Genomic DNA, 17204 nt, shown 5'->3' with positions numbered 1-17204 from the left:
TTCCCTTGACCCCAAAAAATCGTTTCGTGCTGAATAGAGATGAGAGCCTCCGCCAGCTTGCCTGGCAGTCCTTTCCGAAAATGAAAATTAAAAATTAAGGAAATCTATAATTACATGACACCTAAAAATATTAAGTCTTTTTTTAATTTTGAGTAAGTTTTTCTATATATCTCATGTCGCTTTTACTTTCTACCTATCCCTTTACCTTTATTTAGGAAAGCCGGACTGCACCCGGGAAGAATAGTCCAGAACAGAATAGTTCAGGACAGAATAGTCCAGAACAGAATAGTTCAGGACAGAATAGTCCAGAACAGAATAGTTCAGGACAGAATAGTTCAGGACAGAATAGAAGGAAATAAACTCGGCCAAAAATATTGAGGATTTAAAGGTAGTACAAATTTCCTAAAAATTAAACTGAAGAATTTTCGATGAATGTAGTTTATGGCTCTCGCAAGTGATTTTTTGCCAATAAACAACCTACAAATTATACGTGGATTAAAATATAAGAACATTCATTATTATTTAATACATTAATAAAGATAAAAATCGATATTTAATTCAAAATAAATTGAAAATCGATATTTAATTCACTTTTTACAATACAAGCAGACACTTCAGCAGGAATACCTATGAAAAATAAGGGAAGAATCCGAAAAAGAAACTGGAAAATAATTTGCCTGACAGCAATTGTAGCGGTTCTTATAATATGCACAGGGATCACCGCGGCAGAAGAAATTCATGTTTATCCCAGCAGCGACCCCAACGGGCGTGCAGTACGTGATATCCAGAATGCCGTGGACAGAGCGTTGGAGGGGGACACAATTATTGTACACAGCGGGGATTATACCGATTGTGTTGAAATCAGTAAGAATTTAGCAATCAGGGCGGATGCTGATGTTACAGTCCGTGACAATCCCATGATAGGTCTTCCCGTATTTACAATCAAAAGCCCGACTAATTCGGTAAGTATTAGCGGATTTACCATAAAGCGCAACAGTGCTTCCATAGGTATCAAAATAGAGGGAGCAAACTGTACGATTGAAAATAATGAAATTGAGGGTTATAATGGAAATGGCTATTTAACAAGTGGAATTTCCTTGATTTCTTCCGAAGGCGCCACGCTTTCCAATAACCGGGTTTCTGCCTGTATCACGGGCATCTCTATGGATTCTTCGAGCGCAAATATTTACCTGAATGATTTCACAGGAAACAGTCAGGACTTTTCTTTTGGCAGCAATCTGGACATCACATGGAATACTCCGGAACCCGTGAGTTATACATACGGCGGCAGGGAATATTACGGCTACCTTGGAAACTACTATGACGGTTACACCGGCACTGATTCAAACGGAGACGGCATTAATGACACTTCGTATGAAGAAAGGGATCTCTATCCTCTCTGCCTGCAGGCCTCGAATTTCATAGTAGGGGAAAATTCGGTTCCTGACGTCGAGCTCAACGAAGCCTTAAACGGGTCCATTATATCGGGGACAATAAACGTAAACGCGACAACAGTTGACGGGGACGTGGACTTTTGCAGCTTTGAATATTCCCCGGACGGACTGAGCTGGAATGAGATCGGAAAGGCTGAAACAGGCACCTTTTTGGGAGATTCCGACCTCTGGAGCGTGGAGTGGGACAGCACAAAAGTTGACAGCCGTGATTATTACATCCGTGCTAATGCGACTGACAAAGGCGGGCTAACAGGAAGCGACCTGATAATAGTCACCGTGAATAATCCTGTCCGAAACATTAACACTGGGAAGAGATTTGTTTCGATCCAGGCAGCCATTGATGACACCGGAACTCTTGAAGGGCATACCATTCTCGTGGATGAGGGGACATGCCGGGAAAATGTGGACGTTACAAAGAGCCTGGTTATCCACTCCGAAAGCGGGTCCGGGCTTACAGAGGTTCAGGCTTCGGATGCCGGAAAGCCCGTATTTAACATAACTGCCGATTCCGTTACGATATGCGGCTTTAACATAACAGGGGCTGAATATCCTTATGCCGGAATCTATCTAAGAAGTGCAAAGAACTGTACTTTCGAGAAAAACGTACTTTCTGAAAACTTCGGTGGCATAACCCTATTTTATTCCGGTAACAACACAATTTCCAACAACACAGCCTGCAACAATAGCTACGGAATCGGGCTGGAACAGTCCGGAAACAACACAATTTCCGGAAACACAGCCGATAATAATTCTGAGAGCGGCATCTGGCTGGAATCTTCCGACAGGAACACGCTTTCCGAGAATACAGCCTATAATAATTCAGAGAGCGGCATATATCTGGCTTCGTCCAGCAATAACACGGTGGAAAAGAACGAGGCCTGCAATAACTCTGAGTACGGAATCTATCTGGCTTTATCCAGTAACTACAACACGCTTTCCAACAACACAGCCTGTAATAACTCTGAATACGGTATATACCTGGACTTTTCCGGCAACAGCACACTTTCCAACAACACAGCCCTCGACAACACCTTCGGAGTCATTCTGGTTGAATCCGGTAACAATACACTTTCCAACAACACAGCCTGCAACAACACCTTCGGAGTCAATCTGGTCGAATCCGGTAACAATACACTTTCCAACAACACAGCCTGTAACAATAGCTATGGAATCGCGCTGGTGCAGTCCGGAAACAACATAGTTTGCAGAAACGAGGCCTGCAATAACTCTGAATACGGCATCTATCTGGCGTTTTCCGGCAAGAACACGCTTTCCAGTAGCAATGCCTGTAATAACTCCAAATACGGAATATATCTGGCTTTTTCCAGCAACAGCCTCATCTACGACAATTACTTCAACAACACAAACAACACCTATTTTGAAGGTACAAACACCGGAAACCGCTGGAATACCACAAAAGCCCCGGGCCTAAACACCATTGGCGGCCCATATCTTGGCGGAAACTTCTGGGCAAGTCCGGAAGGAACGGGCTTTTCCGAAAGTGCAACCGATAAAAATAATGACGGGATCTCTGATTCCCCATATAGCATCGCGGAAACAGGGGATAATATCGATTTCCTCCCGCTTGTACTCCCATCCTCTGTTCCTGATGGTACGACACATCACAGAGGGGGCAGCGGGACAGGAGAAGCCAGGATAATCCCCGCCGTGACAGAGGAAGAAACAGCAGGGACACAGGAGCCTGAAGAAACTGAGCAGTCCCCTGGCTCGGGGACGCTCACTCCTGACGGGGAAACGGATGCATCCGAAGAGCCTCCTGCTTCTGAAGTGCCAAAAGATTCCGGGGAAGAAAGAAACGATGAGGAACAGAAGACACCAGGATTTGAAATTGCATTTGCGCTTTCAGGTCTTCTGGGAGCTCTCTACTTCGCAAGAAAAGAATGAAACAAAATAGTCATTGAGGGTCATCTTTTCCCCTCTATGATTTTTTTTCTTTCCTTTTTCTCTTTTCTTAAAGCGTATTTTTGCTACTCTATCCAGTATAACGCTTTCTTTGACCCCAAAAACCGCTCGGTCATGAGAAGAGATGGAATCCTCCTCCAGCCTGGCTGGCGGCCCTGCACAAAAAGAAATTAAGATAAAAAAGATTGAATTATAACTACATTCAGATATTAATTCTGTTTTTGAGATCTATTAAAGCTCTCTTCGGGTTCGCCCCTACAAATTTTACTTTCTACTCATCTTTTAATTTTCATTTTGGAAAAAGCCGGACTGCGTCCGGGACAAGAACGACGCGGGAAGGCTAATACGGTTGTTCCGGCTTTAGTTCAGTAATTCTGCAGGAGGTGTCAGGAGGTAGTAATCAATTAAGATCTGCAAGTAAAGGTGGAAGGGGAAATAGCCCCCTTTATTAAATCCCGAATGTATTAATCCCACTGGAAATACCGTAGATGGAATTTAGTATCTGGCTGAAAACGCTGTCAGAGATGTCATTATATTCAATTGACGTTTCTTCATTCTCAATATTCCTTCCATCACCTGCCAGCTTAACCAACCATGCATTCTCATTTTTAACGCCCGCAGCTACATATCCACCATCTGAAGTCTGTTGAACGGAATAGAGCGTACAATTTGAAAACTCTTTTAGCCATTCCTGATTACCGTCGCTGTCCGTTTTGAGTATGAAAGCAGAACCGTCATATCTTCCCGTCAACACATAACCATTGTCTGAAGTCATTGAAATAGAGATGCCAAAATCATCCCTCGGGCTACCGAAGGTCTTATTCCAATGCTCCTGACCGGATTCATCGATCTTGATGAGCCAGATATCATCACTGTTTGATTCATTTGACCTGGTTGTGCTGGCAATTACATATCCACCATCAGAAGTCTGCTTAACAGAATTTAATAGAGGATTTAATGTTTCAAGACTCTGGTTTTTGCCAAAGGTGCTATTCCATTGCTGATTACCGTTTATATCATATTTAGTTATCCTGATATCATAATCAACTAGAAGAGAACCAAAATTACTTCCAATTTCATGTATAACCGTATCTCCAATTATGTATCCCCCATCAGAGGTATGTTCAGCCATATATTGGAGATAGATCTCGTGAGTGATTTCATCAGATACCTTGTTCCACATCTCATTTCCGTTCCTGTCAGTCCTGACCAGCCAGGGCTCGGCATAGCCGGAAGGAAATGTATAACCCGATAACACATAACCTCCATCTGAGGTTTGCCGGGTAAAGTACCCCTCATCAAAATACGTCCCCCCGAAAGTTTTATTCCACTGCAGATTCCCCTTATTGTCAACCTTGATAAGCCAGGCATCCGGATAGCCTTTTGTCCCTTTACCGTATGAATATGTTGAACCAGCAGCTATGTACCCGCTATCTGAAGTCTGTTCAACACATCTGAAATTATCTTCACTACCTCCGCCAAAAGACCTGTTCCATTGTTCTGCAGGTGCTGCTGCAGCTGCTACACTCGATAACTGCGAAAACAGAATTAAAACAAGAAAAATCTGGAACATTTTCAGCTTTTGACTCATATTGATCCTCCGATAACTGAAAGATTAATAAAAATACTGGATGAAGAGAAGTAAAATTTTACTTCAAATTATTACATATAACATTACAATAAAATGTATAAACATTTTCTGCATGTTACTTACTTTTTATGGCCAGACAATCAAACTATACATTTGAATTTTGTATATATTAAGAAAAAATACTAATTCAAAAGACGATCTGAGCTAAGGAGTTCAAAGAGGAGATTTTGGATAGCAACCAGTAACTTGCAGTAAATGCTTTCTTCGACCCCATAAACCGTTCTGTCCTGAGGAGTAATCGAAAACCTCCGCCAGCTTGCCTGGCGGCCCTCTCCGAAATAGAAATTAAGATAAAAAAGATAGGAACTGTATCTTAATTTTAATATTAATTATGTTTTTAATATTGAGCAAAACAGCCTTCAACCCTCTTGATGGCGCTTTTGCTTTTTACTTATCTTTTTATCTTACATTTTGAAAAAGCCGGACTGCGTCCGGACAAGGACGACTCAATGAGGCTAAATAAGGTTAAATCGGCTTCAGATCGGGAGTTCATCGATTATGCGGACTGTTTCCCCTACAGTTCTGGATCAAAATATAGGAGCCTATTTCCGGATTTAGAAATCATGATTCAAAAACTTGGTGCAAAAAACCTGATACAAAAAGAAGGTACAGGGCAGGTCCCCTGCCCTTCATTTCTGCCGGATTATATTCTTGACCCGGCGGTCCCATTCGGTGGACTCGAAAAGCTCTTTGAGTTCGGGGGAATCTTCAACAAAGCAGAAGCCCCAGTAGATCGCAGGCATGAATTCGCGTTTCCACTGTTCTTTTTTCTTTTTGTCCAGAAACTGGTAGGTCTCTTCCGAGGAGAGGCGGTGCACGAAACCAAGCACTTTCAGGAGTTCAGGGAGGGTCTTCTGGGCGGAACCGATTTTCAGGCATTTGAGCCGGAAACTGTCTATCCGCTTGAAATCGGGTTCGAAGCCCAGAGTTTTCAAGATCCTGCCTTTTTCCTGATAGGAAAGGTGTTTACTGGAATATTTGAGGGAGTTCAGGGCCTGGAGTTTCAGGAGCCATTCCACTTCCCCGAAGACTTTTGGTTTGACCCTTCTTGAGCTGTCTTTAAGGCGGCGGTCTTCGTAGGCTTCCCGCTTGAGTTTGTTGACGGAAGCGACAAGTTCGACAAGTTCCTCGGCGTCCCCGGCATCCCGGAGCCTGAACCTGAGAGCTCCACGCATGAGTTCCCGCTTTTCCCGTTCAAAAGCCCCGATATCCCTTTCCTCAGTCAGGGCCAGCAGGCGAGAATAATACCTGACCCGAAGAGCTGTTGGCGGGAGGCGCACAGGGACCTCCACGGGTTCCGGCCCTTCTGTTTTTCCTCTGCCTCTCCCTTTTCCCCTTCCTTTTCCTCTGCCTTTTTCCCCGCCAGGACCTTTTTTACCGGCACTGAAATCGATCTTTTTCAGCTCGATTCTCCCTTCTCTGATTGCCCTGGCGGCGTCCCCTTCGGAGAAGAGTTCCTCAAGGCGGATTTCAGGCTGGAGCATCTGGATCTGCTCAACTTTCTCCCCTCCGAAAACCCCTTCTCCGAAGTGCTGGTAGAGAGAATCGATGTTATCGGCAATTTCGAAGATGTTTCCCCTCTTTTTGCCCGTTTCCGGGGAGAGACGGGTTACCCTTCCGAGCTGCTGCTCGAAAAGGCGCATACTCAGGGTGGGCCTGAGGAGGACAAGAGCTTCAAGGGCAGGGAAGTCGAAGCCCTCAATCAACATGCCAACAGTGCAGAGGATAAAAGGAGCCTTTTCCGGGTCCCTGAAAGCTTCGAGGAGGGCTTTTTGTTCATCCTTCGAGAGTTCCGAAGAGATAAAAGCCGCATCTTTGAAAATCCCGGGTGCTGCGTAGTTGTCGAAACTCATGGGAAGTACGGGGTCCGGATCATTTTCGAACTCTTCGGCGGCGATTTCCTCGTTAAAGATTGCGGATGCGAGCTTGGCATGGAAGGCGTTAATCTTCTCATCCTCACTGCCAACCCCGTAGACCTGTTTCCGGACCGGGGCGCAGAAGACCAGGGTCTTTGCATTTCCCCTCCGGATTTTGGACTCGTACACATCTTTGGCAAGCCCGGTCCGCCGGATAACTTTCTTAATTTTATCCGCGGTGCTGCAGTCCAGGAAAAGGTCCTGCCGATCAAGTTCTGCCAGGCCTTTTTCAAAGTCAAAGACCTCGAGGATGTCTTCTCTGCTCTCGGCAATCGTATACTTCAGGTTAGCCAGTTCTTCGTCCAGGATACATTCAGGCAAACTTTTCCCGTAGACCTCCCGCATATCCCCGGAAATCTCGTCCACGAACTTGACGTTTCCCACAACCCCCTGGAACGGGGTCGCAGTCATGCCCAGGATCCGGGTCCGGTCCCCAAACGTGTTCAGGAAATCATTGCCCCGGTTGTTGATGAAATTGTGGATCTCGTCCACTATCGCAATATCGGCATATTCCAGAAGCAGCTCCTTGAGCTCCGCGCTTTGTTTGCCGAGCACGGTCTGGAGGGACGCGAAGAGCACAAAACCTTCAGCACTTCCTTCACCCCTTTTCACCTGTTTTCCTTTTCCCTCCCCTTTATCATTCCCTTTCTCTCCCCTTGCCTTGAATTCTTTAAGTTTATTCAGAAGCTCTTTTCGATCGGTCTTGTGTGCCGAGGAAAGGACAACACTGTTCGGGAAAAGGGGACGGTCCTTTTTCCTGTCATAATAGGTCTGGGTCAGGAGCTGATTATTTTTCGAGACCAGGAAAAGCACGAGCTTTCCCTCCTCATAGTATTTTTTCATTATGTGCTTTGAGAGGAAGGTCTTGCCCCAGCCCGTGGGGACCTTGATGTAGCCCCTCTGCTGAGTCTCGAAATACTGCAGGATATCTTCAAAGATCCTCTGCTTATCTTTCCTTAAAGTTTCCAGTTCAACGGTTTCCATGCCGACCACGGCCTTACCTGAAATTGTCATTTCTACGCTGTCCCTGCGCTTCTCTTAATGAAGCATGCTTTTTGGGCGTCCGTGTGTCCCCCTCGTAACTGCGGTACACCGGGTCCCTGCGCTTCTCTAAATGAATCATGCTTTTGGGATTTTCCTGGAATCAATGCAAAGGCTATCAAGCAGCCTTCCGGTAAACGGTATTAATACCGCACACAAACGAAAAATATTGAAAAATAATCCCACAATCTGTCTGGCCCCTTATCAATACCAGTCAGAAAGTACAATCAAGGGTTTATCGCCAAAAGTAAGCTAAGATTCAATTAAACTAAGATTCAATTAAACTAAGATTCAATTAAACTAAGATTCAATTAAACTAAGATTCAATTAAACTAAGATTCAATTAAACTAAGATTCAGTTAAACTAAGATTCAGTTAGACTAAGATTCAGTTAGACTAAGATTCAGTTAGACTAAGATTCAGTTAAACTAAGATTCAGTTAAACTAAGATTCAGTTAAACTAAGATTCAGTTACAAATGATATTCAATTAAACTAAGATTCCGTTACAAATGATATTCAGTTAAACTAAGATTCAGTTAAACTAAGATTCAGTTAAACTAAGATTCAGTTAAACTAAGATTCAGTTAAACTAAGATTCAGTTACAAATGATATTCAGTTAAACTAAGATTCAGTTAAACTAAGATTCAGTTACAAATGATATTCAACTAATTGATCGGAGAGATATATAAATTATTCCAGATTACAAAGAAAAACTTAAAGAAAGAGCAAGGATTCTGACTTTTTAACCCTGGCTCTATAAAGGAAAAACGGAAAAAACCGGAAGTTTAAAGGAACTTCGGCCTTTCCGAGAGGTATTTTGCAAGCGGCAGCCCTTTGTACGGCTTGCCTGCGGTTTCTGCCCTGATCCTTTCTTTGAGTTCTTCCGTGGTCATCTGGACTTTCATGGGCTTCTTTTGTTCGGACTCTTCCCGGACGGTCACGTTGATCGTGCCTTCCTCGACTTCCGTATCCCCGATAACCACTACATAGGGGACCCATTCCCTGCCAGCTTCCCGGATTTTCTTCCCTATGGAAAGTTCCCTGTCGTCAATATCTACCCTGCAGCCCAACTTCTTTGAAACTTCTTCTGCAAAGTCCATGTGTTTTTCGGAGATAGTGATGATCCTGACCTGGGTCGGGGAGAGCCAGACCGGGAACATGGGCACTTTCCCTTTCTCGGTTTCCATGGCGGCTTTTTCAAGGAGGGCGTAGATGCAGCGCTCGATTGCCCCGCTGGGGGAGCAGTGGAGTACGGTGGGCCTTTCGGCCTTGCCTTCGGGAGAAATGTAAGATATATCGTAGCGTTCGGCATTTTCCACATCGATCTGGACAGTGGAAAGGGCACTTGCCTTGGCAAGGGCGTCTACGAAATTGAACTCGAACTTGAGCACGAAGTAGAAGAAACGGGTGTCCCACATCTCCACGAGCACGGGTTTGTCCACGGTTTTTACCATGGAGTTAACCAGGTCCCTGTTAGACTCGTAAAAGTCTTTCGTGAAGCGGATTGCAACCTCGTAGTCATCGAGATCGATACCCATGTTATCAAGGACGCTTATGCAGAGCTTGTACTGCTGCATGAACTGGTCCACGGCCTGGTCCATGTCCGGGCAAAGGGAGTGCATATCCGGCATTGTAAATGCCCGAAGCCTCCTGAGGCCCACGAGTTCTCCCCGCTGTTCCTTCCTGAAACTGTAGCGGGTCATTTCGATCATCTTCAGGGGGAGGTTCTTGTAAGAGATCGTCATGTCGTGGTTCATAAGGAACTGCCCGAAGCAGGCTGCAAAACGCAGGAACATGTGGCGCTTGTCCGACTCGATGGAGTACTGTCTTGCCGGGAAGCGGTCCAGGTACTTTTTCAGGGTCGGGTGGTTCATGTCGTACATCAGGGGGGTTTCCACTTCCATTGCCCCGAATTCGGATGCGACATCAAGCACGTAGTTTTCCATCAGGGACTTGATGAGCCTGCCCTTGGGATAATAGCGCATGTTCCCGGAATCGGACCCCGGTTCGTAGTCGGCAAGTTCTAGCCTGCGCATGAGTTCCACATGGGGCGGGGCTTCCTTTACTGCCCTGCTCTTAGAAATCTCATAATTCACGAAATCCTGAAGTTTCGGGTAAGGAGAAAGGTCAAAGCCTTCAACCTCATGAAGTTCCCCGTCAGGGGTCAGGATGCGCCAGTAGGACCTGGCGGTGTCTTCGGCTTTCAGGGCTTCGGAAACTACTTCTTCCTTTTCTTCAGCTACAACAACCTTTTCCCCGCAAACAGCCGGAGCTGCTCCTTCAGGAAGGATGGTCCGGGACAGTTCCGAAAGGGGGTGGCCCTTACAGCTTATCTTGAAAGCCTTGTACCAGCCGAAGGGAGCGCGCTTGACCTCATACTTAGCGGAAAGGACAGCTTCGATGCCTTTCAGGACTTTAACCGCCACTTTCGGGGAAGAAAGGTCCGAGCTTAAGTGAGCGTAAGGATAGAGCATGATCCGGTCGGTCTTGACCTGGGATGCAACCTTTTCGATTTCCGAGACCGCCTTTCCGATTGTTTCTTCAGGGTTTGTCTCGTCTGCACTCTCCACAGCCATGAACGCGGTGAGGGCCTCTTCAAGCCTTCCGGACTTTAAGGAGTCTTCGATTTTTTCAGCTACCGGAGTCTGTTTTTTGGTTTCGTATTCTATATAATCAGAATGAATAAGCAATAATTGCATTGAATCACCTGTGCTCTCGGAACCACTGGAGTCAAGTTCCAGATAAAGTTAGGTTTGTTGATTAATTTTTTGATTGCATGCCTTTTAGGGACATGCGGCCTGCACAGCGGGCCTGTTCAGGTTTCCGGAAATTAAGTAAGAATATATGACAGTCCTAACAGCGTACAGTGATATAAAGCAATCCCTTTTACCGGTATATTTCCGTTCACAGAGACAGAGGTCCCGGCAAAATTCCGATAAAATTCAAAACCGCTGATGTTTCAGAAGAAGAGATGCTACGTAGTACACCCCGGGTCCGAGAACACAGCAGAACCGGAATAGATTGCGGTATTTTATCAAATCGAATTGCTGTGAGACCAAAAATGAGTGCGGGACATAACTCCACAAAATTCAAATTTTTTTTAGGATCGCTCACAAGCTTTATTTTTAATAAAAACGTTAGAAAAAACCGGACGACAACGATAAAATTGTTAGAATAGTAGTGGATAGGAGCCCGATGTTCCCACTTTCCGGCTCCTACCAATGATCCAACCCATGAGATTGAGAGGAAACCCTTTAACTCTCAATCTACGTTTTTTATAAGTACGTAGAAATATATATCATAATCGCTTCAAATTCAATGCGCCCTTTAAACGATTTAATTTTACTGAATATTATAAAGGTATGAAAATATTCAATGGCGTTAAATTTTTTGAATTAAACTTCATGAAGATGGATTGCCCAGCATCAAAAACCATGTCATGTAGCATCATTGAATCCCGGCTCGGCCAGGGAGAATACCGATAGCTTTCGGGATCTCAGGTAACTCCCGGATTCCCTTAAAGCGCCAATCTTCCAGGAAAACACAGGTCATACCTGCCTTTGAACTCCTCTTTACCAGGCTTTTTCCCTTTTGCAGGAAAAGGAAAAACGATGCAGGGCAACATAATAGAGGGAAAAGGCAGTAAATGCAGTAAAGACAATAAAGACTCTTTACTGCATCGGGACTCGTTACGGCGCCTCTTCACATGTCTCTTTCTTACAGTTGTACCCCAGGTTCTTGAGGTTTGGGTCGGCTTTTTCCACAAGCTCGGGATGCATGGTCTCCTGGTAAACCCTGTACGCCGCCACCAGGGCTCCGAGCAGGATCGGAGCTGCAAAAAAGCCCGCAACCCCGCCAACAAAAGCCCCTCCCAGGAAAGCAAGCATCAGGAACATGGGATGGATGTTGGACTTTAGACTGGTCAGGTAGGGGCGGAGGATCAGTTCGGGGGGGCCGTAGATGACAAGAGAGGAAACCACGAAGAAGATGAGCGCACTCTCGAAACCCTGGTCAAAGTAGCGCAGCACCGTCAGGGGGACGAGTACCATATACCCGGCAAAGAGAGGAATTATCGATGCTATGAAGATAAGGGTTGCAAGCGCAAGCACATGGGTAAGCCCGAAAGCGTAGAAAACCACAACGGAAGTCACACTTACAATCAGGGCTGCATAGGCGTTTCCTATGAAGACGCCGGTCAGGATCAGGTCCAGGTGGGATGCATATCTATTTACGGTACCCTGATATTCCTCAGGCACGACTGCAAGGAAGGCGCAGTAAAGCCGGTCCCCGTCGGAAAGCAGAAAATAGCAGAGGATTATGGAAACGATGAAATTTATGACAAACAAACTTATGCTCTGGGCATAGGAAATAATTCCTATCCCCCCGATTGCAGGGAGAAGCGAGGAAAAAAGGGACCAGACAGCCGAATTAATCTGATCGAGGTATCTCTCCGGGATTTCCAGAGCACTCACAAAATCAAAGATACTGCCGATGACCACGGTCTGGTTGTCAATGACCCAGGAAATCTGGTGCAGGATTTCAACAACACCTGCTCCGACAATGAATATGATGGGGACGAAGATGCAGGTACTGGCGACCAGCGACCCTAATTTCTTATACCTTTTGAACTTCATGCGGATAGGTCTGGCAATATAAGCAAACACAAGCCCCAGCACGACCCCGTCTGCCAGAGGGATCATGATTAAAAAGGCGAAATACAAAAGCACAGCTATTACCAGAGCCGCTGCGATCTTCCAGCGGCTTTCAATCAGCTGGCTAACTCCGTCATAGGGTTGATTGAACTTCATTTTCTTTACCAGGATAATTACTTTCTTCCGGAGAGGCTTACTTTTTCCATTCCGGCAAGATAATTTTATTTACGAAGACTCATACAAGAATTCAATTTACCAGGATTTATACGAGTTATCAGGATTTATACGAGTTATCAGGATTTATACGAGTTATCAGGATTTATACGAGTTATCAGGATTTATACGAGAATCCAATTATAGTCCCGAACGCAAATATTTACACTTACATTATAACCACGGAAGACACGGAAAGCACGGAAGGATTGTGCCCCTATTTCTTTTATTCCGTGTTTTCCGTGCTTTCTGTGGTTAAACTTTAACTTGAGATTGGTGAAGGAATTTAGGTCCTTGACTATAGTACAGTAATTCAGCTTTGAAACACCGACTTCTCCTAAAGCCTCTGTCATCGGAGAAATATAATTATAACCTATTTAAAAATATAACAGTATTCCTACCTGCCCAGTCCTCTACCGCATTCCCACTGATTCATAACCAGTATTTAATCAGTATTTGATCAGTATTAATATAGCGTTCTTAGATTTTTAATTTTTCATCGAAGTCCGGGAAAAGCCTGTCGAAATACCTGGTCACCACACAGGCTTCCGTGCACTTGCCGCACCTGATACAGGCTTCACTTACACGTACCTCGTTCCCATTGACAGCAACCGCACCCACGGGGCAGGCTTTCTCACAGATCCCGCAGCCGGTACAGCGGGAAAGCCTTGCGAACTGTTTTGCGGTCTCCTTAAAAAGGGAAACTGCCCTGGGTTTTGTGTCCGAGCTTACCAGCAGGTTTCCGTTCGAAAAGAACTTCACGGTCCCGGAACCGGTTCTTACGAGCAGCATGCCCAGTTCTTCTGCCCGGACCACAGGGCCAAGCACGTTCAGAAATTCGGCAGCTTCCCTCAGCTTGACCCCTTTTACCCCGGCTTCCACGGAAAAGCCCCCTGCTTTGCAGGGAGAAATCCCGGAAACAACCTCGATTTCAAAAGCTTCGGCATTTTCTTCCGGAAGGACAGAAATTCCCAGCTCTTCGGCCAGTTTCAGCATCTTGGGAGGCAGCTCTTTCCAGCGCCAGAACCCGTGCTCAACGAATTTTTCCGAAAGCCCCAGGCTTTTTGCCCAGGCAAGGAGAAAAGTGTTCCACCTCTCATGCATCTCAGGGTGCAGTTCCTTTACCCTGGCGTATTCAGCCGCAAGGGCCGACGGGCAGAGCCAGCAGCCGACCCTTTCAAAGCCCTGGTCATACAGGGGGTTGTAAGCCAGCTTCCGCCAGTGGATATAAAGCCAGACCTCAAGCGCCCTCCAGTCCCGGATCGGGAAGATGTTGAGCTGGTTCGGGACAAAGGGGTTCGTTTCACTGGCTGCGATCTTTGCCCGTGAAAAAGACTCGTGCTTCCTTTTCCCGTCAACTGTCAGGTATGCCACGGCGTCTGCGCTGTGCCCGGCTTTGCGGGCAGCTGCTTCAATTCCGACCTCGTATAGGAATGCTCCGGGTCCGTTTCCGGACAGGGCCCTTTCAGTTCCCTTCCCGCGGCCATTTTTCCCTGCCTCAATATCCCCTGCGGATGCCAGCTTGCAGACCTTGCAGCACCAGCGGAAATCTTTTGCAGGGGGCCCGAACCTCTCCACATTCTCCCAGAACGCATCCCCGGAATTCATCTCCTCATATGGCACACCCTGCTCCCGGCAATACTCCCTGGCAAACTCGACCGTTTCCGGAAACTCGATCCCGGTGTTCACGAAAAATGCCTTGAATTCTCTTTTCTTGAGAGCGGCCCGGGTAAGGTCAAGCACCACAAGGCTGTCTTTTCCCCCGCTGAAGGAGACGTAAACCGGCAGCTTCCTGTACTCATTCCGATTTGCAATTCCCCGGATGGCATTGATGGCATTTTTCCCGAGGGCCTGGAGATGTTTTTTGTTCGCCTCGATGCAGGAGGCCATGGAAGGGACTTTCTTATGAAGAAACTCCTCCGAACTGTCGATTTTTCTTACACGGAGGACTTTTTCGCCTGAATCTTTTTTAGAGTCAAATTCCGAACCGTCGATGTAAGAAATCCCGTATCCGCTCAGGCTGCCCGCAGTCACGAGCACGAAGTCCCCTGCCCTTATGTCCCTGGAAAAAGACTCCACCTGCCCGGCGTCCACGTTTTTTCCGTTCAGATGCCTGTTTTTCGTCTTTTTCAGCTCGACTTTTTGTCCTGCTCCGTGCTGCAGGAGTAACTTTGATCCTTCCACGGAGGGCTCAAACACGTAGTCCATTTTCGAAAGCTCGAAGCGGAGCACCCCAAAGTGCAGCCCGTCCACGATGATTTCATCGGTCTTGTCCTCACCAGGGATTTTGTTCAGGAGGATTATCCGGTTCCCCAGGGGGTCGCAGCCGAAAGCCGAAACAAGCTGCTCTGCCAGGACTTCCCGTTCGTAGGGGGAACAGAAACGGACATCTGCCGGCTGGGAAAGGGTTATTGGAAAACCTTTCGTGCCGCAAATCCCGCACTCTTCCCCTATCAAAGGCAGGTTGCACTCCCTGCACCAGAAAATGCTGTCGTTTTCGTACTCGAAACGCCTGCCGGAGCTTTTTCCGGATGGTTTCCCGGATGGTCCCTTATGAGTCAAGGACTCCTTCTGCCTGTTCCTGTTTTCCTGGCTGCGCTCCATTTTAAAAGAAGAACTGCCGGATTTATTAGGGGTTTTTTTCCTTGAAGCCTGAACCTTCTTGTCAGTATTTTTGTCAGTATTTTTGTTAGTCTTCTTGTCATGAGGCCGGGGACTTTTATTTCCCGGAACGTTTCCCGGCCTTTTCGGGCGAGGAGATCGGAACTTGTCTTTTTTCTGCGGCATGGAAAGCACTGGTCTGATTCAAAGAAAACGGTTAAGTAAGTTATCGTTCAGTTTTTCAGGAAGGATATGTTTATCGGTATATCAAATTACCTGCAGTATGCAAACTATCTCTTAATGGGCTCACAAGATAAATACACAAGTATGTTGCTGAAGAAGATATTAGTATTATTATTATTATTATTGTTATTATTATTTTAAAGACTATATTAACTACCAACAAGAAGTTTTAACTACTTATATTTTTATTTATTCATTAGATAAAATGCATAACTTTGACGATATTTCTGATGAAGAGTGCTTGCGAATTGAAAGTGGGTACTATAAAGATCAAGCGTTTGAACATTTCAAAAATTTCTTTTACGATACGTTAGAATCTGATTATGGCACTAATTTTTATTTATGTGAAAACTGCATTGAAAAATTCAGGAAAGATTGGGCTGGAATCGACATTGTAACTGGATTTTATAATACTAATAAAATTGCATTAGATGAATTTGACCCCAGTCACACCAAAAGGCTATTGTGTCCGAATTGTGGTAGTTCTCTAAAAGATTATATTTGGCCTTGTGAGTTCTCAATTGAAAGTAATGAACACTTTAATGAAATAAGAAAAATTGCTGATACTGCAAAAAAAGCACCATTTTTGGTCCTTATAGAGCCATTTGGTAAACAAATTTATGAACTTATTATGAATATTGCAGAAGAAACTGAGAAAATACCGATAAATGATATTCTATATCGATGTAGATGCATTAAAAATCCAGATAAATTTAATAAAATGGATTACTCTGAACGTGTTTCCAAAATGGGTCCTCCTTCTGATAAGGAAGCAAGTGAAGGACGATTTAATCATAATGGCTATGGATACCTATATGTTGCAAGTCGTAGTAAACTAAGTTATAAAGAAGTAAAAGGCAATAAGGATAGAGAAGTAAAAGGCAATAAGGATAGAGAAGTAAAAGGCAATAAGGATAGAGAAGTAAAAGGCAATAAGGATAGAGAAGTAAAAAGCAATAAACAATATCCCAAATATTATATGGCGGAATTAAAGATCACACAACCTCTCAAAATATTGGATTTAACAGACATTACTGGTAATGTATATGATAATGATCTTTACAAATCAATCATTTCGTCTTCATTAATATATAATTCGCCAAGTAACAAAGGTTGGGATAAACCAGAGTATATATTTACTCGGTTTATTGCAGATTGTGCCATATATTTAGGTTTTAATGCTATAAAATATAAAAGCAGATACAGCATTGAAGGAGAGAATTTTGTAATTTTTAAAGATAAGGTAGTAGGCCATTCACACTGGGATAAAATTTATCAAACTGAAAAATTTTATGAGTTTGAAGAAGATGACCTATTTTTTAAACTATTATATTCCTGAAATACTCTGCAGAAAACCTATTTGCATATCTATTCTATTTGGATACAATAGAGAATGTTATTCAGATAATTATGGGTTTTTACAGCAAAATGCATCCCAAATTACATGTCTAAATAAGCCTGTTCATACTTTCAGAATCCTTGAACATCACAAATTTCAATTTTTTTAA

At 44.8% G+C, this 17204-nt stretch carries 7 protein-coding genes; 2 read left to right on the top strand and 5 right to left on the bottom strand.

Going from position 1 to position 17204, the window contains the following annotated elements; translation table 11 throughout:
- The first annotated feature begins 629 nt into the window (after positions 1-629).
- Entirely contained in the window at positions 630-3359 is a 2730-nt protein-coding gene (locus tag MSMTP_RS17940) for a NosD domain-containing protein (protein ID WP_052718328.1), read from the top strand.
- 466 nt (positions 3360-3825) lie between these two features.
- On the opposite strand, the gene MSMTP_RS08285 is transcribed toward MSMTP_RS17940, so the two are convergent.
- From MSMTP_RS08285 to MSMTP_RS08265, 5 genes are all read right to left on the bottom strand, one after another.
- Positions 3826-4968, bottom strand: a complete 1143-nt coding sequence (locus tag MSMTP_RS08285) for a hypothetical protein (RefSeq protein WP_048178600.1) — start codon at positions 4966-4968, stop codon at positions 3826-3828.
- Positions 4969-5657: 689 nt separating this feature from the next.
- Positions 5658-7958, bottom strand: coding sequence for a DEAD/DEAH box helicase (locus MSMTP_RS08280; protein WP_048178599.1), 2301 nt, complete (start codon positions 7956-7958; stop codon positions 5658-5660).
- A gap of 814 nt (positions 7959-8772) precedes the next feature.
- A complete protein-coding gene (locus MSMTP_RS08275; protein WP_048178598.1) occupies positions 8773-10686 on the bottom strand; it encodes a threonine--tRNA ligase in 1914 nt (637 codons plus the stop codon).
- Between the two features lie 990 nt (positions 10687-11676).
- Positions 11677-12795 carry an AI-2E family transporter gene (locus tag MSMTP_RS08270; protein ID WP_048178597.1) on the bottom strand — a complete coding sequence of 373 codons (1119 nt, stop codon included), beginning with the start codon at positions 12793-12795 and terminating at the stop codon, positions 11677-11679.
- A 537-nt stretch (positions 12796-13332) separates the two neighbouring features.
- Positions 13333-15639, bottom strand: a complete 2307-nt coding sequence (locus MSMTP_RS08265; protein WP_048183090.1) for a phosphoadenosine phosphosulfate reductase family protein — start codon at positions 15637-15639, stop codon at positions 13333-13335.
- A gap of 262 nt (positions 15640-15901) precedes the next feature.
- On the opposite strand from MSMTP_RS08265, the gene MSMTP_RS08260 reads away from it, so the two are divergent.
- Positions 15902-17035, top strand: a complete 1134-nt coding sequence (locus MSMTP_RS08260; RefSeq protein ID WP_048178596.1) for an RES domain-containing protein — start codon at positions 15902-15904, stop codon at positions 17033-17035.
- Positions 17036-17204 lie beyond the last annotated feature (169 nt).

Origin of the sequence: Methanosarcina sp. MTP4, from assembly GCF_000970045.1 — an archaeon.
Taxonomy (GTDB): Archaea; Halobacteriota; Methanosarcinia; order Methanosarcinales; family Methanosarcinaceae; genus MTP4.
The sequence above is the reverse complement of the archived record's forward strand: the minus strand, read 5'-3'. Positions and strand labels throughout refer to the sequence as shown.